This is a genomic window from Hymenobacter nivis, assembly GCF_003149515.1.
GTDB lineage: Bacteria > Bacteroidota > Bacteroidia > Cytophagales > Hymenobacteraceae > Hymenobacter > Hymenobacter nivis.
In genome coordinates this window covers 4,191,715-4,209,648 of record NZ_CP029145.1, presented here as the reverse complement: position 1 = coordinate 4,209,648, position 17,934 = coordinate 4,191,715, and the positions used below count along the sequence as shown (strand labels likewise).

Below are 17,934 nucleotides of genomic sequence, written 5' to 3'. Positions count from 1 at the left end.
GTTACCCCTTACGTCAAAGAACGGTTACCACTAACTTGTTAATGGTAGTGTAGAAAAACTCCTAATGAGCTAATCTATAATTATTTGAATGATGGAAAAGACATTTGATATAACTGCTTGATTGATTCAAACTCACGAGTCAAAATGCTCCAGAAAGGAGGTGATCCAGCCGCACCTTCCGGTACGGCTACCTTGTTACGACTTAGCCCTAGTTACCTGTTCTACCCTAACCGGCTTCGTTGCGGAGCACCGGCTTCAGGTCTACCAAACTTCCATGGCTTGACGGGCGGTGTGTACAAGGCCCGGGAACGTATTCACCGCGCCATTGCTGATGCGCGATTACTAGTGATTCCAGCTTCACGGAGTCGAGTTGCAGACTCCGATCCGAACTGAGAACGGCTTTTCGGGATTGGCGCACCATCGCTGGTTGGCAACCCGCTGTACCGTCCATTGTAGCACGTGTGTAGCCCTAGGCGTAAGGGCCATGATGACCTGACGTCGTCCCCGCCTTCCTCACTGCTTGCGCAGGCAGTCTGTCTAGAGTCCCCGGCTTAACCCGCTGGCAACTAAACATAGGGGTTGCGCTCGTTGCGGGACTTAACCCAACACCTCACGGCACGAGCTGACGACGGCCATGCAGCACCTTGCTTTGTGTCCCGAAGGAAAGGTTCGTCTCCGAACCGGTCACGCGCATTCTAGCCTAGGTAAGGTTCCTCGCGTATCATCGAATTAAACCACATGCTCCACCACTTGTGCGGGCCCCCGTCAATTCCTTTGAGTTTCACCCTTGCGGGCGTACTCCCCAGGTGGGATACTTAACGCTTTCGCTAAGCCACCAACCATCTATCGCTGGCAGCGAGTATCCATCGTTTACGGCGTGGACTACCAGGGTATCTAATCCTGTTCGCTCCCCACGCTTTCGTGCCTCAGCGTCAGTACCAGCCTAGTCAGCTGCCTTCGCAATCGGTGTTCTGGACGGTATCTATGCATTTCACCGCTACACCGCCCATTCCGCCAACCTCGTCTGGACTCAAGCCACGCAGTTTCCAGGGCAGTTCCGTTGTTGAGCAACGGGCTTTCACCCCAGACTTACGCGGCCGCCTACGCACCCTTTAAACCCAATAAATCCGGACAACGCTCGCACCCTCCGTATTACCGCGGCTGCTGGCACGGAGTTAGCCGGTGCTTATTCTCCCGGTACCGTCAGAGCCCCTCGCAAGGAACCGGTTCTTCCCGGAAAAAAGCCGTTTACGACCCAGAAGGCCTTCATCCGGCACGCGGCATGGCTGGGTCAGGCTCTCGCCCATTGCCCAATATTCCCTACTGCTGCCTCCCGTAGGAGTCGGGCCCGTATCTCAGTGCCCGTGTGGGGGACCAGCCTCTCAGCTCCCCTAGCCATCGTCGCCTTGGTGGGCCGTTACCCCGCCAACTAGCTAATGGCACGCAGCCCCATCCGAATCCAATAAATCTTTAACTATCAACCGATGCCGGCTCATAGTCTTATGCGGTATTAATCCGCCTTTCGGCGGGCTATCCCCCAGATTCGGGTAGGTTGGCTACGCGTTACGCACCCGTGCGCCACTATTTGTATTGCTACAAACCGTTCGACTTGCATGTATTAGGCCTGCCGCTAGCGTTCATCCTGAGCCAGGATCAAACTCTCCATTGTATAATGTCCTTCACCTACTCGTAAGTAGGTTGCTGTCTTGGCTAATTCAACTCGTGTTGACGAGTTCAAATCGATTTTACGCTTGTTAAACACTCTTCTTAATTACTTAAGTCGAGTTTTACCATTTGTCTTTTCCAAACATTCAAAGAACGTGTGTCGCTTCCATTTGAAACAACAGTGTGGCTTTTCAGCCGGGCCTCTGTTCCGCGTCTTTCGATTTGGGAGTGCAAAGGTAATGAAATTTTTTGAATCAGCAAGAAATTTTGTTTGGTCTTCTTGTTGATAAATGCTTTGATTCTTTTAATCTGAAGCGGGGTGCAAATATAACTATTTTGCCCCTTTTTGCAAGGTAAAAGAGTTTTTATTTTTTCTTTTGCTACTGTTGTTCCGATTGAACCGAAGCGGGGTGCAAAACTACGACAATCTTTTCAGTTATTCAAATGAATCAGAAATTTTGTTTTCGGTGATCCTTTTGCCCTCGTCCATTCGATTTGGGAGTGCAAAATTAGGCATTGGGATTAGCTTACGCAAGTGCATCCACATTTTTTGGTAGTACATCACAGATTTCTGAACTGTGTATAGCTCTACGCTGATGATCAAGCTACTGAGGAGAATGTTTATTTGGATTCAGGCTAGCGAACACGAACCGGGGCAGCAAAATCGTCGGGATGGAGACGGTATGCATGGGGCCGCAATGCTTCGTACTGGCGAATAGTATGGCCTAATTGAGCCAAGAAGGGCAGCCCGATGGTTTCGTATTCGTAAAGACCATCGTTAATAACTCCGTCGGAGTTTACGTAAATGACTGCACTCAGTAGGAATTCGGACTGGTGCAGGGAATCAGCGAAGTAGGCCACATCGGCTAAAAACCCGTGTGACATACCGACAATGTTGTAGATCCGTAAGCCAGTCTCAGCAATTGAAGCTGGCTTACGGCCGTAATAGAGGTACTTTTTATAGGCGTCGAAGTAACGTTTGGAGGCGTAGGGATGGAAGCCATCCTCGTGGGGCGTGGCATGTAGGTAGTACCGGAGGAAGGAATAATCGTTGGCCCTAAGGTGCGGGCGAAGGGAATCGGGTACTGATTCAGGAAACAGCAAGGTGCGCAGCAGAGTACTGATGTCGGCCAGGGGTAAATGATTGGCTGTGGTGAAATCATAGGGCTGGCGAATGAGGCGTGTGCCGATGCGGTAAGCGCGGCCTTTCGATACGGGACCCAGGGGGCTGGCGTAGGGCCTGGGGTTGGTAAGCGCTGGCTGTTTATAAATGGTATCGCCGGTGGCGGTGTGGAAGCTGATGGGATTAGTATGGCGGTTTGCGGCCGTGTCGCAGGGGGCAAAGCGGCGCGTGATGCGGGCGTTGGGAAAACCTAACTGGGCGAGGCGTTCGTTGAGGGGGCCCTGGCCTAGGAATTCGTAGAGGCGGTTGTAGGCGGTATTGTCGCTCACCAGTAGCATACGCTTGATGTAGTTACCCACGGTCGCTGTTTGGTCAGAATCTGCGGGGGCAGCGAAGGGCACGGCGGTTTGGCAGCGGCAGGCGGTTCCCGTGGCCATTATGGTGCGGCGGGTAAGGCCGGGCTGGTGTAGGTCGTTCAGCTTTTCCAGGGCCAGCGTTACCACGGGCAATTTGACTAGGCTGGCCGGATTGAAGTATTGTCGAGCGTTGAGGTGGAAGGTATGCGGCGTGAAACGAGGCACGTTCTGCGCGTCGCGGTCGATTTGGGTGTAGATGATTTGCAGCTCGTAGGCAGGGTTATCGGCAATGTGGGCCAAGCCAGGGGAGGTATGCAGCAACGAATCCAGAAGCGGAGAATCGGCGCTCTGCTGGGGGCCCTGAGCGTTGGTTACGCGGTTAGGGGACGCGGCGTGCCCGAACGCGGCAAGCATTGCCAGAAGTAGGAGCCCACCTATTATATAGGTATAGGGGTGGCGGGCAGCGGGGGTGAGCTTGGGGTTCATCGGCAGGGCGAAAAACGACGGGGGCCGCGGTGAGGTCACCACGGCCCCCGGGCCTGGGGTTTAGCAAACGGCTTAGTTGCTGACTGGCGTGCGGCGCTGGGCTAGCAGTAGATTCGAATCGGTTTGGCGCCAGTTGTAGCCGGTACCGAACGGCAGCGGGCTGGGGCGGCGTAGGCTATCGGTGTAGGCGGCGGTGAGGGCGGGCTGGTAGTGCTTGGCGAAAAGGTTGATGGGGCGGCGGTATGTTCCGTAATAAGTGAACTGCCAAACACTGGCTGGGAAGTATTTCATGGCGATGCCCGAGTCGTCTTGCAGTAAGTAATTGCTGCGGGCCAGCACGAGGTTGCGGATTTTCGAGAAATATGCCTTGTGCATGAGGTAGGTGGCCGACTTCACGTAGGTGGTGAGGGGCCCCAGGGTGCGCGCGTAGGTGAGCAGAGCCGGGTGAGGCGTGAGCTTGGCGTCGCTGATATCGGCGGAGAAGTAGTAGATGGTTTGGGCCTGGCCGCTGGCGCTGCGCACCTGGATTTCAGCCCCCGGGATGTTGGGGCGGCCGCTGGCGCGGGTGGTATCGGCTGCGCCGGAGGTGAGCTGGCCGGCGGCGGTGAGCTGCACGGGGCGCACGGCCAGTACCTGGTGGCCGGTGCGGGCAGCGAATAGCATGATGAGCGGCACGGCCCCGTCGAGCTCCACCGATTTCAGGTCGATGGCCATGTCGTTAGTGCGGAAGAAGCTAAAATTTAGCACCGACCACAGCGAGGCCTTGATGGCGGGGTACAGCTTAGGGTTTTCAAGCGAAGCGCGGGCGGGCACGCTACCCACGGGCTCCAGGCCCACCATGACGTAGGTTTGGCTAGTGGGGAACAGGGTGGCGACGTTGAGAAAGTCGGGGCCGCTGAACGGGTAAAAAATAGTGGGGCTGCGGCGTTGCACCGAATCCAGCGCGTGGGTGGCCCACCGCGTCATGCGGCTAGTGTGGGTGCTGGTGTACTTCGCCCAGCTTTTATCCTGGTCTTTGGCGAAAGCTTGGTAGGCAGGGCCCTGGGCGAGGGCGGCCAGCTCGGAATTGGCGCGGACGGGCAAACCGGCGAGGTAAGTAGCTGCGTCTTGCACATAGGCCGTGTCGGTGGGAGCGGCGGTGACAGCGGGCCGGGCGGCGGGCGCACCGGCCGTATCGGCGGGAGCAGGCGGCGCGGTGGGGGGAGTTTGTGCTGGGGCCCCAGTGTCAGGGGTGGCTTTAGTAGTAGCCGAGGTTTCGGTTTTGGTTGTCGATTCGGAGCAGGCCGCCAGGGCCAGCAAGACCACGGGGAGCAGCCGAAGGGCAGCATTTCGGAGCAGCATATATATAAGGAGTGAGAATGTGGTGCCGGCCGGTGCCGGAGCCCCTGCTTGGAAGCCGCAAGTTACGGGTTCGGCGCAGGCCGGGGCGAGCGGAAAAATCGGGTAGTTACCAAGTACACCACCAAGCCGCCCGCCAAGGTTAGCAGGCCGTAGCGCGACTCCGTAGGCTTTTCGCGCAGGATGAAGGCGAGCGTCCAGCCGCTCAGGCCCAAAAAAATGAGAGGCGTGAATGGGTAGCCCCAGGCGCGGTACGGGCGCAGCAGGTTGGGTTTTTTCCAACGCAGCATGAACAGGCCCAGCACGGTGAGAAAGGTGAACAGGTTCAGCACGAAGCCGGCGTACACCAGGATTTCCTTGAAGCTGGGCCGCAGAATGAACGCCAGCGTGATGGCCGTTTGCAGCATTAGGGCCCTGACTGGGACGCCGGCGCGGCTTTTGGCCGCGAAGAAGCGCAGGGCAGGCAGGTCTTCGCCCATCGCCTGCACGATGCGGGGCCCCGCAAAAATCATCGAGCTGATGGTGGAAACGAGCAGCGCCGCGATAATGCCCCCCGCCAGGCGGCCCGCCGGGGCCCCAAACAGCGAGGTAGCGGCCACGAAGCCGACTTCTACCTGGCCCTTCAGCCCAGCCAGCGGCGTGGAGCGGAGGAACACGTAATTCAGGCCCACATATAATAGGAGCACTATGGCGGTGCCAGCTAGCAAAATGCGCGAAAGGTTGCGGCCGGGGTTCTGGATTTCGCCGGTGAGGTACGCAGCGGCGTTCCAGCCCGAGTAGGCGTAGCTCACGTACACCAAGCTCACGGCGAAAGCGGGGCTGAGCACCGCCCGCCAGCCGGCGGCATCGGGGGCGTAGTGCAGGGGTTGCCCCTCCCCTGCCACCAGTCCGGCGCCGATGAACGCGACCAGAATAGCCACTTTCAAGGCTGTGATGACGATTTGCAGGCGGCTGCCGGCGCGGGTGCTGGTGCCATGTACCAGCGTGAGGGCCAGCACCACGCCCACGCCGAGTAGGCTGGCCCCGGTAATGGCGGTGCCCGCCACCACGGCCTGGCCCAAGCCAGGCCACACGCTTTTCGCGTATTCGCCCAGCGCCAGCGCCGCCAGGGCCGTGGGGGCCGCAAAGCCGACGGTGGCCGACACCCAGCCCGACAAAAAGCCCAGCGCTGGGTGGTAAATCTGCCCCAAGTAGTGGTATTCGCCGCCCGAGCGGGGCATAGCCGCCGCTAGCTCGCCGTAGCTGACGGCCCCGCACAGCGCAATAAGGCCACCCACAGCCCACAGCATCAGCAGCGCGAAGCCGCTCTGAATATCGAGCACTTGAAACCCCAAGCTGGTAAAAACGCCCGTACCCACCATGTTGGCCACTACGATGGCCGCCCCGGTGAGGAAACTTATTTTGTATGGTTGACTTTGCACGCTGGCAAATGTCGGGCTTTGGGCTGGCTAAACGAAAAAACGCGCCGAAGCGCGTTTTTTGTTCTGTCTGTGGCAGGGTTTGTTACTCCGCCACGGAGGCTTTGGGCTTTTTGTAGAGAGGCACGGTGCTGCACGGCTCGCCGTACATGATGCTGCTCGTGACGGGCAGCAGCTTTTGCATGATGGCCACGTAGGCGAACGTGGGCACGGGCTTGTCGCCGCAGCCCTTCACCACCACTTTGGCGTCGCGGTATTCTTCGGCGTCAATACCGGCAATGGCTTCTTCAAACAACGACTGCTCCAGGGCCCCCAAGTCGCCGAACACGTAGCGGTGAGCGTGGTTTTGCAGCTTAATGGCGAGCAGCATGTAGGCCCAGGTGGGCACAATGGCATCGGCCGAGCAGATAATGGCCACGTTCTGGCCGTCGTACTGGGCCCAGTCGTGGGTTTTGATGAACTCGCGGAAGTCCTTTTCGCGCAGGATTAGCCCATGGAAAAGGTTATCCTTGATGTCATAAAGCACCCGTTCGCCGGCGTGAATAAATTCTTCCAGGTTGAGGGTAACGAGGCCGCTGTTGGCGACGCGGTTGGTGAAAAGTGGTTCCATATCCATAGAAAATACCGAGAGAATAAACTAAAAACAGTGTTTCACAGAGAACAGTTACAGCGGAGAGCTACAACGAGTCAGCAATTATGAAAACTAAGTTTTGTGCGCATTGTCAGCAGGAGGCTACCACACTGTACCGAATCCAGACGCAGGCCGGCGGCAAGGGGTGGTTTTTCGTTTGCAAGAAATGTTGCATCGAAGCGAAGCCCCAACTGGGCTACCGCTACGGTGGCACTTGGCAGGGCTACCGGCATTAGCGTAAAAGCTCAAGACCGAGGCGTGGTTGTGTACACTTCTTTCAAATAAAACGGCTCGTAATAGGCCACGTCCTGAAACGCCTGGCGACGAAAAGCTGCCACGCCCAGGGCCCCCACCGCCACGGCCGACGGCTCGATGCCAGCCAGAAAGCCAGTGTTGGCCTGCTCTGCCACCAGCGGCTGGAACTTGGCCGCGCCGTTTCCAAAGCACAACACCCGGCGGTGGGCCAAATGTTCGGCCAAGGCCCCGGGCGCGAGAATGAGCGGCGCGGGCGCCAGCACTTCCTGCCCATCGTGGGCGTAGATGGCCGTGTACACTTCCATGCGCCGCGCGTCGAGCATCGGGCAAAACAGCATTTCTTCCGCTCCCGCCGTCACGGCCGCTACTTGCGCCGCCAGGGCCCCCAGCGTGCTCACCGCCACCAGCGGGATATCCAGCGCAAAGCACAGGCCCTTAGCCGCCGCCGCCCCAATCCGCAGCCCCGTGTAGGAGCCGGGCCCATCGCTCACGGCTACTGCGGCAAGGTCGGCCAGGGCGTGGCCAGTGTTTGCGAGCAGTTGCTCAATCAATACGGTGAGGTGAGTAGAGTGCGACTTTTCCAGCCGCAGCTCGGACTGGCCAATCAGGCGGCCGTCGGCCACGTCGTGCAGCGCGACGGAGCAGACAGGGGACGAGGTTTCGAGGGAGAGGATAATCAATTGTATTGCTTTAGACAGCGTTGTAAATACGGTTCAAGCGCGGTTGCACTAACCAAATTCCTACTGGCCAAAAGAAAAGCAGAATGAATGTTCCCAAAATCTGACTAAAATCGGGCTTTTTTCCTTGCTCTTTTGCTACCAGAATTGATGCAGGAAACCAATGAATCTGTATATAAGCAACGAGCGAATAAATCATTGGAATTGACCAAAGACCATTTGCATGAAAGCTATTCGGGCTTATATCAAAATCAGGGTTAGCTAATATTTTACTAAGTGCGAATGCTGCAATCACAAAAAAACATTGAATACAAACCTACTGGCACTACGTTCTTGACCACCTTCTTCAAGCTGATTCAAGGTATTACCAAGGATCCCAAGCCAAATACAAAAGATGCAGAAGCCCAGTAGCTTCATCATATCCTTAAGTTCTTCGTCTTTAAGAAACCAAGAAATAAAATAGCTTATCAACAATATTATGAATATGTGCCAAGCTTTTGCTTTTAGTAAAGTATGCTCCATAAACTAGTTAAATTTAAAAAGAGCAAGCCAATCTGTTGACCTGCTCTTTTTGCATGAATTAGAAAATACAATTACTTCGTGCCGGCCGACTTGCGGGCGCTGGCGGCTTGGCCGCTGGGTTTTAGCAAAGCGGCGTAGCGGTTGGGGTCGTTGAGGACGGCGACCAAAAAGTCAACTATTCTTTATTTCCGCTGAGCAAACCGAGGATACGGTCAAGCTTGGTGTCCAAATTGGCAACCTGTATTCCCACGAGGGAAACAGCGTTTTCTACATCACCAATCCGGGTATTCGCAATTGACTGATTTTGTTCTACTGCACCCACTTTATAGGTCAGTTCACTCATCTCCCGCAAAACGAACTGCACGTCGTCACTTTGTATCTTTCCAGCTTCCAGTAGTTGATTTACAGCTCCATAAATCTGCTTCAACTGCGCCGTGTGGCGGTCAGCAACGGCCAGCGTCTGGGCGACGAGGGGTTCGAGTTGGTCAAGGCGTTGGTCGGCGGTCATAAAGGAAATAGCAGAAAATCAGCTGAAACGGGGACGAGCTCTATGGATGATTACTTCGTCCCAGCCGACTTGCGGGCGCTGGCGGCCTGGCCGCTGGGTTTCAGCAGGGCGGCGTAGCGGTTGGGGTCGTTGAGGACGGCCACGGCGGCGAGGATGTTGGGGTCGTCGTCGAAGCCGGCTTCGGTGCGGCCCTTCTCGTAGTAGTAGCGCGACACAATTTCCTGCTCCAGGATTTCCTTGATTTCGGGCTTGAAGCGCTGCAAGTCGTTGGCTTTGTTGACGACCATTTTGCGGCGCATGGTTTCCAACTCGGTTTTCACATCGTCGTAATGCTTTTCCTCCTTTAGCCGCTTGCTGAGGTCGGTGAGGGATTTCTCAGAGTCGGTATTGTAGCTGATATTTTTGCCCTGGAGGTAGGCCACAAATTTCTGATATTCGGGGTCCGAAAGCTTGAACTCGCGGGCCGGGACGATGCTGGCGTGCTCGGACTTGAAGCGGGTGGCATAGTCGAACAAGTAGCTTTTCTGGAGTAGCACGCGGGTAATGTCTGCGATTTCGCGGTCGACCACTTCCACGTCGGGGGCCACGCCGCCGCCGTCGTACACGGTGCGGCCGGCGGTGGTTTTGAAGGCCGTGCGCAGCGAATCGGGGAATTTGCCCAGCGTGCCGTCGTCGGCGCGGTGGCTGTAATCAATCTCCTGGATGCAGCGGCCACTGGGAATATAATATTTGGCGGTCGTCACCTTCAACTGCGAGTTATAGCTCAGGGGCCTGGTGGCTTGCACGAGGCCCTTGCCGAAGGTGCGCTCGCCCACCAGCACGGCGCGGTCGTAGTCCTGCAACACGCCCGATACGATTTCCGAGGCCGAGGCCGAGCGGTTGCTCGTGATAATGGCCACCGGGATTTGGACATCCAGCGGCAGGTCGAGGGCCTTGTATGTCTTGTTCCACTCCGTCACCTTGCCCTTGGTGCTCACCACATCCAGGCCCTTGTCGATGAACAGGTTGGAGATGTTCACCGCTTCGTTTAACAAGCCGCCGGGGTTGTCGCGGATGTCGAACACGATTTTCTTTGCGCCCTGGGCCTTGAGTTTGGTGATGGCGGCGCGCACCTCCTTGCCTGCGTCCACGGTGAAGCCAGCGAGCTGGAAGTAACCGACTTCGGGCGAAATCATGCCTACGTAAGGCACGTTTTCAACCTGGATTTTATCACGGGTGATGGCCACTTCCACCGGCTTGTCCTGGCCATAGCGTGTCACGAGCAGCTTCACCACCGACAGGGCCTGGCCCTTGAGCAGCTTGCTGATGTCGGAATTCGACTTTTTTTCAATGACTACGCCGTTGACGCTGATGATTTCGTCGCCCGGCAGCAGGCCCGCTTTTTGGGCCGGGTAGCCTTCGTAGGCGCTCTGCACCACGGTTTTGCCGTTGCGCTTCACCGTTAGGATGCCGATGCCGCCGTACTGCCCGGTCGTCATGGTGCGGAAATCCTCGATGTCGTCCTCCGGGATGTAGTTGGTATAAGGATCGAGCGACTTAAGCATGGCGTCGATGCCCGTTTTCACCAGCTTGCCGGGATTGATTTCGTCCACGTAGTAGGTGTTAACCTCCCGGAACGTGGTAGCGAAAATATCGAGGTTTTTAGCAATCTCGAAGTAGCGCTCGTTGTCGGCAGCGGTACGGAACGAAAACAGGAGCACGGCGCTACCGAGTGCGGCACCGGCAATAAGTTTGTGTCGGAAGATCATGGAGCGGCGGGGCGAAGAGCGAAGCTACGCGGCGGGCGGCGAAGCCGGGCGGGAAACCGCCGTGCCGAGCAAACGATGGAAGGCGGAAATTAATTTTTTTTCCACCAACGGCAACGCACTTTTTTCCTTACCGGTATAAATAATGCCCAGCACGCCCACCGGATGGCCCCCCGGGTGCTCCAGGAGCTGGTATTTGTTCAGCCGGTATGCCTCCCGGATGAGGCGCTTGAGGCGGTTACGGTCGACGGCCCGCTTGAAGCCGCGCTTGCTCACGCTGATGAGCACTTGGGGCGGGGCCCCGGTGGGGCCCTCGCTGGGCAGCCACACAATGCGCAGGGGGTAAACGCCAAAAGAGGAACTCTGCTTCCCAAAAAGCTCGTCGATGAGCTTTTTGCGGCACAGGTGTTCCTCTTTCGGGAAATTATGGCGGCGCGTGGGCGCGGCGCCCGGAACCTCATTCCCGGGCCCCTTCTCCGGGGGAGAAGTTGGGCCCAGGGATTGAGTTGGTTCCATAGCTAAATAAGCTAACGGCGGTTAACCATTAGCTAACAGCCTAATTACTAGCGCTTGTGACGGCCTTCGTCGGATACAGTCAGGCGCTTGCGGCCTTTGGCACGGCGGCGGGCCAGCACGTTGCGGCCGTTAACGGATTCCATGCGGTTGCGGAAGCCGTGCTTGTTGCGACGCTTGCGCTGCGAAGGTTGGTAGGTGCGTTTCATGTCAAATCAAGTTTCGAGTTGGGCCGGCAAAGGTACGGGTAAGTGCCAGGATTCGCAAGCCTCCGGGCCACAATTGGTTCCGGCCGATGCGCTTGGCCCCAAGCGGTTGCGCCGGGGGCCCTGATTTGGTTGGCTTCGGGCGGGGCGGCTTGCGTATGCAGGGGCCCTAGCTTTGCCCATCCATCCACCCGTTGCCGCCCATGATTCAGTACCGCGTTTCCTACGAAAACCCGCTCACGTTTTACCTGCAAGTGGAAATGACGCTGGCCGTGCCCGCCGAGGGCCCTGCGCCGCTGGCGTTGCAGCTGCCCGCCTGGCGGCCGGGCCGCTACGAGCTACAAAATTTCGCACAGAAGATTCAGAAAGTTGAAATTAGCGATGCGGCCACCGGCCAAGTCCTGCCCTACCGCAAGACCACCAAGGACCGCTGGGAGGTAGCCGAAGCAGCCGGCAAAGACCTGAAAATCAAGTATAATTTCTACGCCCACCAGATGGATGCGGGCGGCTCGTGGCTCGACGAAAACCAACTTTACCTCAACCCCGTGCAGTGCCTGATGTACGCCGAAGGGCGCGAGCAGGAGGAATGCGAGCTGGCCCTGGCCTTGCCCGAGGGCTGGCAGGTGGCTTGCGGCCTGCCCCATGGGGCCCCCAACGTGCTACAAGCGCAGAACTTTGACCAGCTGGCCGATGCGCCGCTCATCGCCAGCCCTACGCTGATGCACCAGCAGTACGAGGCGGGGGGCCTGCCCTTCCACGTGTGGGTGCAGGGCGCGGCCCCGCTCCACTGGCCGCGCGTGCTAGCCGATTTCAAGGCGTTTTCGGAAGAGCAGTTGCAGTTGTTCGGGGGCTTCCCAGTGGCCGATTACCACTTCCTGAACCAGTTGCTGCCCTACAAGCACTACCACGGAGTGGAGCACCACAACTCGACCGTGATTACGCTGGGGCCCGCTGAGCTTATTATGACGGAGGCGCTGTACAAGGAGTTTCTGGGCGTGAGCTGCCACGAGCTGTTTCATACCTGGAACATCAAAAGCATCCGGCCCGCCGAAATGCAGCCCTACGACTATGCCCGCGAAAACTACTTCCGCACCTGCTTCATTGCCGAGGGCATCACCACGTACTACGGCGAGTACCTGCTAGCCCGCAGCCACGTGCGCACGCCGGCCCAGTACTTCGAGGAGCTGGGCACGGTGCTGCACAAGCACTTCACCGACGCGGGCCCCGATAACCTTTCGCTGGCCGACGCCAGCGTGGACCTATGGCTCGACGGCTACAAGCCCGGCGTGCCCGACCGCAAGGTATCGGTATACCACAAGGGGGCCCTGGCGGCGCTGCTGCTCGACCTCACGCTGCGGCAGCTCTCGGGCCACGCGCGCAGCCTCGACGATGTGATGCGGCGGCTGTACTCCGAATTCGGCCAGACCGGTATCGGCTACACCGAAGCCGACTACATCCGCTTGGTGGAGGAGGTGGCCGGCCGGAAAATGGGGGCCTACTTTGACAAGTTCATCTACGGGCTGGAGCCGCTGGCCCCGCCCCTCGACAAGGTGCTGCACACCGTGGGCTGTCAACTGCTGGTGGCAGAAAACGGGTCGGCTTCGGAAGGGCGCTTCGGTTTCCGCACCGTGGTGACCCGCAACGAGCGTACGGAGGTCAGCGGCATCTGGCCCGGCTCGCCGGCGGCGGCCGCCCTCACCGTGGACGACGAGGTGGTGGCCGTGAACGGCCGCCGCGTAGACCTGAACCTGCAAACCCTGCTCAGCACGGGGGGCCCCAGCTACGAAATCAGCGTGTTTCGCCAGCACCGGCTGGTAACCGTGACGCTGACGGCAACGAAAGGAACCAGCTACGGGCCCCGGTACTCTGTGGCCAAGCTGTCCGAGGCCGATGCGGCCCAGCGCGAAGGCTTTGCGAAGTGGCTGGGCTGGGAGTTTTAGCCCGCCGTATTCGCCCTAAAAACAAAAGGCCCAGCCGGACGAATCTGGCGGGGCCTTTTACTATTTATCACAGCACCAGCTACTAGTGATCCTTGCTGTTATCGGCGCCCTTTTTCATTGGGCCTTTGTTCACCGACATGGGCTTGTTGTTTTGGGGGTTACTGCGGATTTTTTGTACGCCGTGGCCGACGCTATTACCATCGGTGGTGTTGCCGTGGGCCGACACGTCGGTAGCGTTGGGGCTTTGCATTTGCGTGCTCTTTTTCTTGGTATTAGCTACGGGGTTGACGGACGTTTTGGCGTTCGTGAGTTCGATCTGCTTTTTGGATAAGGACATGGCGACGGGGATTTGCGGTGGGAGGATATGAGGTGTACCCATCTCACCGCAAAAGGGTTGCGCCGCCGGGGCCCTAACCGGCCGGTACCAGCGCCGGCTCTACCCGCACGAGCTCGGTAAATTGAGCTTCGCGGGCCTCAATTTCTTCGGCCGAGAGGTTTAGTAGGCGTTCGGTGCCGAATTTCTCGACGCAGAACGAGGCCATGGCCGAACCGTGGATGACGGCGCGCTTCATGTTTTCGAAGCTGATGTCGTCGGTGGCGGCCAAGTGGCCGATGAAGCCACCCGCAAACGTGTCGCCGGCGCCGGTCGGGTCGAATACTTCTTCCAACGGCAGGGCCGGGGCGTAGAACATCTTGTTCTTGTGAAACAGCAGGGCCCCGTGCTCGCCCTTCTTGATGATGAGGCACTTGGGGCCCATGGCCTGGATTTTCTTGGCCGCCTTCACCAGCGAATACTCGCCCGACAGCTGGCGCGCCTCCTCGTCGTTGATGCTGAGCACGTCGACCATTTCGATGGTGGCCAGCAGCTCTTCCAGGGCCACGTCCATCCAGAAATTCATCGTGTCCATCACAATCAGCTTGGGCCGGTTTACCAGGCGCTGGATGACGAGGCGCTGCACGGCGGGCGTCAGGTTGCCCAGCATCAGGTACTTGCAGTCCTGGTAGCCGTCGGGAATGGCGGGGTCGAAATCGGCTAACACGTTCAGCTCGGTGGCCAGGGTTTCGCGCGAGTTGAGGTCCTGCGAATATTTGCCCGACCAGAAAAACGACTTCTCGCCCGCTTTGATTTGCAAGCCATCAGTGTCCACGCCGTGCGTTTCCAACAGCTGAATGTCAGACGAGGCAAAATCGTCGCCCACCACGGCCACAATATTCACGGGCTTCAGCGAGTACGACGCCGAGAGACTGATGTAGGTGGCGGCCCCGCCGACGATTTTATCGGTTTTGCCGAACGGGGTTTCGAGGGCATCGAAGGCAACGGTACCGATGACGAGTAGGCTCATTAGAAAGCGTTTAAAGGAGGTGGAACGATCGGGGAAGGTTAGGCGGCGACGGCCCCCCGGACAAGCGGCCGGGGGGCCCGCTGGGCTTAAGACACGGCAATAAATAAAAAAGTCCCCGGAATGACTCCCGGGGACTTTCAAATGAGGGTAAATAATGGGGCTCGAACCCACGACCTCCGGAATCACAATCCGGCGCTCTAACCAGCTGAGCTATATCTACCGTGTGGTTTTTGGTGCTGCAAAGATAGGAAAGGATGCGGTAGCGGGCAAAAAAACTTCGGGAGCGGCCCAAATACCCGACCTTTGCGGGATGGAACCCACTGCTGCCCCGTCGTTCAACGATTTCAAACTCAACAAACAATTGCTTACGGCCGTGGCCGAAGCCGGCTTCACCGAGCCCACGCCGGTGCAGGCCCAAACCATTCCGCTGCTGCTGGCCGGGCACGATTTGCTCGGCATTGCCCAGACCGGCACGGGCAAAACGGCCGCCTTCGGCCTGCCCCTGCTGATGAAGGTGAAGTACGCCCAGGGCATCAACCCGCGGGCCCTGGTGCTGGCCCCCACCCGCGAGCTGGCCATGCAAATTGAAACCCACCTCAAGGCGCTGGCCACCCAAACCGACCTGCGCATTTTCGCCATTTACGGCGGCCTGGGTCCCAAAACGCAGATTGAAACCATCGCCCAGGGCGTGGACATCCTGATTGCCACACCGGGCCGGCTGATGGAAATTTACCTGAAGGGGGCCCTGCTGCTGAAGGACTTGAAGACGCTGGTGCTCGACGAGGCCGACAAGATGATGGACATGGGCTTCATGCCCCAGATCCGGCGTATTCTGGAAATCATCCCGCGCAAGCGCCAGAACATCCTATTTTCGGCCACCATGCCCGAGCGGGTAACATTACTGAGCGAGGAGTTCCTGGAATTCCCGGTACGGGTGGAGGTGACGCCGCCGGCCCAAACGGCTTCGACCGTGACGCAGACGCTGTACGAAGCCCCCAACCTGCTCACCAAAATTAACCTGCTGCACTTCCTGCTGCACCGCGACCAGGAAATCATGACGCGCGTGCTGCTCTTCACCCGCACCAAGGAGCACGCCGACCAGGTGGCGCACTTCCTGGAGCGCAAGGCCCCCGCGGGCGAGGTGCGCGTAATCCACGGCAACAAGGGCCAGAACGCGCGCATCAACAACATGGACGCGTTTCGGGCCGGGGAGGTACGCTACCTAGTGGCCACCGACGTGGCGGCCCGCGGCATCGACGTGCCCCAGGTGAGCCACGTCATCAACTTCGATGTGCCCATCATCCACGACGACTACGTGCACCGCATCGGGCGCACGGGCCGGGCCCTGCACACGGGCGCGGCCATCACCTTCGCCAACGAGGCCGAGATGGTGCACATCGCCGAGATTGAACAGCTCATCAACCAGACCATCGAGCTGCTGCCACTGCCCGAAGAAGTGAAGGTGGAGGAAACTCCGTTTGAGGAGCAGCAAACCATGAGCCGCGAGCTGGACGACCGCCGCAAGCTGCTCGACCCCGAGTTTAAGGGGGCCTTTCACGAGCGTAAGGAGTGGATCAAGCCCGGCGAAACCATCGACAAGCGCACGGGCAAGGTGTTCCAGGCAGGCAAGAAGAAAAGCTCCAAAGGCGCCAAGGCCAACCCGGGCAAAAAGGGTGCTTCGGCCCCCGGCGTCAAGGCCCTGAAGCGGCGCGGGCGGTAAGAGCTTTGGTGTTTGATGCTCCAAGCAAAAAGAACGTCATGCTGAACGCAGTGAAGCATCTCTACCACGCAAGCATATAATTACTGTTGCGGTAGAGATGCTTCACTGCGTTCAGCGTGACGTTCTTTTTACCTGAGAAACGGGTGCCTGGGACCAATCAATGGTGGATCAAATGCCCGAACCGCACGCTGGCCAGCGTAAGTACGCCGCCCCAAAACACAGCGCTCCAGAGCATGTGCAGCAGGATGCGGCCGCGCGGCACGCCCAGCAGCGTGGCGATGACCGTGCCCCCGATGGGCGAGAGCAGCACCGGCGTGAGGAACGCAATGCCGCCCATGCCAAACCGCCGAAACACCTTAATAATGTTGCGCGAGCGCGACGAAAATATGGGTACCCGCCGCAACCGTCGCTGCTGCTGGCGGTGGCGCACCCACACCCGGCCCACGCCCGAAATGATGAACACTGTGGTCATCATACCCGCCACGGTGAGCAGTAGTGTGAGGCCAAACGGCAAGCCCATCGACACCCCCGCCAGGGGGCCGCCCAAAAACTTCACCATGCTCAGCAGGAACACGGAAGCGTATTTGAAGGCGTGGGGGAGCACGGCAGGGGGTTAGGGTAGACGACGGGCGAGGGGCAAAAATCCCGCCAGCGGTAAAGGTACCCCGCCGGCAGGCCAAGGCCCCGGCGCTAGATTTTGCTGCCGAAAGCCAGGTCGCCAGCGTCGCCCAGGCCCGGGATGATGTAGGCCTGGTCGTTGAGGTGCTCGTCGATGGCGGCCACCCAAAGGTGCGCTTCCGGGATTTCGCGGGCCACATGGGCCAGGCCCTCGGGCGAGGCAATGACGGCCGCGATGTGCACCTGCCGCGGCATGCCGAAGCGCAACATGGCCCGGTAAGTTTGCACCAGGCTTTTGCCGGTGGCCAGCATGGGGTCGGCCAGAATCAGCACCCGCTCGTCGAGGCTCGGGGCCGAGAGGTAGTCCACCTGCACCGTCACCTGGGCCGTGCCTTCGATGCGGTAGGCGGCCACGAACGCGCTGGGGCTCTGGTCGAAGTAGTTCAGGAAGCCCTGGTGGAAGGGCAGGCCGGCCCGCAGCACGGTGGCCAGCACCGGGAAGTCGTGGAGCAGCTTGCCGGTGGTTTCGGACAGGGGCGTCTGGATGGTTTTGTCGGTGTAGCTGAGGTGGGCGCTGATGCGGTAGGCGATGATTTCGCCCAGCCGCTGCAAGTTGCGGCGGAAGCGCAGGCTGTCCTTCTGCACCTCACGGTCGCGCAGCTCGGCCAGGAAGTGGTTGGCGATGCTGGGCTCGGCGCACACCTCGTGCACGCGGGGATTGGCTTTGGCGGCGTGGGCGATTTCGGAAGCGGGAACGGACGGAATATCGGCCATGCGGCGGGAATTTTGAATAGAAAAGAACCGGCCGGCCAAACGCCAACCGCGTCCCGAAGTTGGCACAAAAACCCCCAACGCCCAAAGGTACCTGCC

17 protein-coding genes, 1 tRNA gene and 1 rRNA gene are annotated in these 17,934 nt (G+C 58.8%); 3 read left to right on the top strand and 16 right to left on the bottom strand.

Annotated features, from left to right (window positions below):
• Positions 1-153: 153 nt before the first annotated feature.
• The 5 genes from DDQ68_RS18690 to DDQ68_RS18670 form a co-directional block, all read right to left on the bottom strand.
• Positions 154-1,669: ribosomal RNA gene (locus DDQ68_RS18690) — 16S ribosomal RNA — on the bottom strand.
• Between the two features lie 632 nt (positions 1,670-2,301).
• On the bottom strand, positions 2,302-3,558 hold the full coding sequence (locus tag DDQ68_RS18685) for a serine hydrolase (protein WP_162550244.1): 1,257 nt from the start codon (positions 3,556-3,558) through the stop codon (positions 2,302-2,304).
• Positions 3,559-3,702: 144 nt separating this feature from the next.
• A complete protein-coding gene (locus DDQ68_RS18680; RefSeq protein WP_109657658.1) occupies positions 3,703-4,971 on the bottom strand; it encodes a hypothetical protein in 1,269 nt (422 codons plus the stop codon).
• A 62-nt stretch (positions 4,972-5,033) separates the two neighbouring features.
• Complete coding sequence (locus DDQ68_RS18675) at positions 5,034-6,389, bottom strand: APC family permease (RefSeq protein ID WP_245897110.1); 1,356 nt, start codon at positions 6,387-6,389, stop codon at positions 5,034-5,036.
• A gap of 82 nt (positions 6,390-6,471) precedes the next feature.
• Positions 6,472-6,996 (bottom strand): DUF2480 family protein, encoded by a 525-nt coding sequence (locus DDQ68_RS18670; protein WP_438830710.1) that lies wholly within the window; start codon positions 6,994-6,996, stop codon positions 6,472-6,474.
• A gap of 86 nt (positions 6,997-7,082) precedes the next feature.
• On the opposite strand from DDQ68_RS18670, the gene DDQ68_RS25100 reads away from it, so the two are divergent.
• Positions 7,083-7,253, top strand: a complete 171-nt coding sequence (locus tag DDQ68_RS25100) for a DUF8622 domain-containing protein (RefSeq protein WP_498366108.1) — start codon at positions 7,083-7,085, stop codon at positions 7,251-7,253.
• A 9-nt stretch (positions 7,254-7,262) separates the two neighbouring features.
• Here the strand turns inward: DDQ68_RS25100 and tsaB are convergent, their stop codons facing one another.
• The 6 genes from tsaB to rpmH all read right to left on the bottom strand — a co-directional run bounded on the left by tsaB (position 7,263) and on the right by rpmH (position 11,446).
• Positions 7,263-7,952, bottom strand: a complete 690-nt coding sequence (gene tsaB / locus DDQ68_RS18665) for a tRNA (adenosine(37)-N6)-threonylcarbamoyltransferase complex dimerization subunit type 1 TsaB (protein ID WP_245897109.1) — start codon at positions 7,950-7,952, stop codon at positions 7,263-7,265.
• A 10-nt stretch (positions 7,953-7,962) separates the two neighbouring features.
• The gene (locus DDQ68_RS23080) at positions 7,963-8,244 is read right to left on the bottom strand and encodes a hypothetical protein (RefSeq protein ID WP_162550243.1); all 282 of its coding nucleotides are present in this window, start codon (positions 8,242-8,244) and stop codon (positions 7,963-7,965) included.
• A 402-nt stretch (positions 8,245-8,646) separates the two neighbouring features.
• The gene (locus tag DDQ68_RS18660) at positions 8,647-8,979 is read right to left on the bottom strand and encodes a hypothetical protein (RefSeq protein ID WP_109657655.1); all 333 of its coding nucleotides are present in this window, start codon (positions 8,977-8,979) and stop codon (positions 8,647-8,649) included.
• Between the two features lie 50 nt (positions 8,980-9,029).
• Complete coding sequence (locus DDQ68_RS18655) at positions 9,030-10,727, bottom strand: S41 family peptidase (protein ID WP_109657654.1); 1,698 nt, start codon at positions 10,725-10,727, stop codon at positions 9,030-9,032.
• A 24-nt stretch (positions 10,728-10,751) separates the two neighbouring features.
• The gene (locus tag DDQ68_RS18650) at positions 10,752-11,240 is read right to left on the bottom strand and encodes a ribonuclease P protein component (protein WP_109657653.1); all 489 of its coding nucleotides are present in this window, start codon (positions 11,238-11,240) and stop codon (positions 10,752-10,754) included.
• Between the two features lie 47 nt (positions 11,241-11,287).
• Positions 11,288-11,446 (bottom strand): 50S ribosomal protein L34, encoded by a 159-nt coding sequence (gene rpmH / locus DDQ68_RS18645; protein ID WP_070741311.1) that lies wholly within the window; start codon positions 11,444-11,446, stop codon positions 11,288-11,290.
• Between the two features lie 200 nt (positions 11,447-11,646).
• Between rpmH and DDQ68_RS18640 the strand changes: the two genes are divergently transcribed.
• Positions 11,647-13,383, top strand: a complete 1,737-nt coding sequence (locus tag DDQ68_RS18640; RefSeq protein ID WP_109657652.1) for a M61 family metallopeptidase — start codon at positions 11,647-11,649, stop codon at positions 13,381-13,383.
• An 82-nt stretch (positions 13,384-13,465) separates the two neighbouring features.
• Here the strand turns inward: DDQ68_RS18640 and DDQ68_RS18635 are convergent, their stop codons facing one another.
• The 3 genes from DDQ68_RS18635 to DDQ68_RS18625 form a co-directional block, all read right to left on the bottom strand.
• Positions 13,466-13,720: a hypothetical protein gene (locus tag DDQ68_RS18635; RefSeq protein ID WP_109657651.1), complete on the bottom strand. Its 255-nt coding sequence runs from the start codon at positions 13,718-13,720 to the stop codon at positions 13,466-13,468.
• Between the two features lie 73 nt (positions 13,721-13,793).
• Positions 13,794-14,726 carry a PfkB family carbohydrate kinase gene (locus DDQ68_RS18630; RefSeq protein ID WP_109657650.1) on the bottom strand — a complete coding sequence of 311 codons (933 nt, stop codon included), beginning with the start codon at positions 14,724-14,726 and terminating at the stop codon, positions 13,794-13,796.
• 146 nt (positions 14,727-14,872) lie between these two features.
• Positions 14,873-14,946: transfer RNA gene (locus tag DDQ68_RS18625), tRNA-His, on the bottom strand.
• Positions 14,947-15,036: 90 nt separating this feature from the next.
• Between DDQ68_RS18625 and DDQ68_RS18620 the strand changes: the two genes are divergently transcribed.
• Positions 15,037-16,446, top strand: coding sequence for a DEAD/DEAH box helicase (locus DDQ68_RS18620; RefSeq protein WP_109657649.1), 1,410 nt, complete (start codon positions 15,037-15,039; stop codon positions 16,444-16,446).
• Positions 16,447-16,603: 157 nt separating this feature from the next.
• Here the strand turns inward: DDQ68_RS18620 and DDQ68_RS18615 are convergent, their stop codons facing one another.
• Entirely contained in the window at positions 16,604-17,050 is a 447-nt protein-coding gene (locus tag DDQ68_RS18615; protein ID WP_245897108.1) for a hypothetical protein, read from the bottom strand.
• A gap of 86 nt (positions 17,051-17,136) precedes the next feature.
• Positions 17,137-17,838 carry a uracil phosphoribosyltransferase gene (upp, locus tag DDQ68_RS18610; protein WP_109658511.1) on the bottom strand — a complete coding sequence of 234 codons (702 nt, stop codon included), beginning with the start codon at positions 17,836-17,838 and terminating at the stop codon, positions 17,137-17,139.
• Between the last annotated feature and the right edge of the window lie 96 nt (positions 17,839-17,934).

Excerpts from the sequence above, each read along its gene's own strand:
- DDQ68_RS25100 (WP_498366108.1), top strand. The coding sequence starts at position 7,083 with ATGAAAACTAAGTTTTGTGCGCATTGTCAGCAGGAGGCTACCACACTG.
- DDQ68_RS18640 (WP_109657652.1), top strand. The coding sequence starts at position 11,647 with ATGATTCAGTACCGCGTTTCCTACGAAAACCCGCTCACGTTTTACCTG.
- upp (WP_109658511.1), bottom strand. The coding sequence starts at position 17,838 with ATGGCCGATATTCCGTCCGTTCCCGCTTCCGAAATCGCCCACGCCGCC.
- DDQ68_RS18635 (WP_109657651.1), bottom strand. The coding sequence starts at position 13,720 with ATGTCCTTATCCAAAAAGCAGATCGAACTCACGAACGCCAAAACGTCC.
- DDQ68_RS18650 (WP_109657653.1), bottom strand. The coding sequence starts at position 11,240 with ATGGAACCAACTCAATCCCTGGGCCCAACTTCTCCCCCGGAGAAGGGG.
- DDQ68_RS18655 (WP_109657654.1), bottom strand. The coding sequence starts at position 10,727 with ATGATCTTCCGACACAAACTTATTGCCGGTGCCGCACTCGGTAGCGCC.
- rpmH (WP_070741311.1), bottom strand. The coding sequence starts at position 11,446 with ATGAAACGCACCTACCAACCTTCGCAGCGCAAGCGTCGCAACAAGCAC.
- DDQ68_RS18620 (WP_109657649.1), top strand. The coding sequence starts at position 15,037 with ATGGAACCCACTGCTGCCCCGTCGTTCAACGATTTCAAACTCAACAAA.
- DDQ68_RS18680 (WP_109657658.1), bottom strand. The coding sequence starts at position 4,971 with ATGCTGCTCCGAAATGCTGCCCTTCGGCTGCTCCCCGTGGTCTTGCTG.
- DDQ68_RS18670 (WP_438830710.1), bottom strand. The coding sequence starts at position 6,996 with ATGGAACCACTTTTCACCAACCGCGTCGCCAACAGCGGCCTCGTTACC.
- DDQ68_RS18660 (WP_109657655.1), bottom strand. The coding sequence starts at position 8,979 with ATGACCGCCGACCAACGCCTTGACCAACTCGAACCCCTCGTCGCCCAG.
- DDQ68_RS18685 (WP_162550244.1), bottom strand. The coding sequence starts at position 3,558 with ATGCTTGCCGCGTTCGGGCACGCCGCGTCCCCTAACCGCGTAACCAAC.
- DDQ68_RS18630 (WP_109657650.1), bottom strand. The coding sequence starts at position 14,726 with ATGAGCCTACTCGTCATCGGTACCGTTGCCTTCGATGCCCTCGAAACC.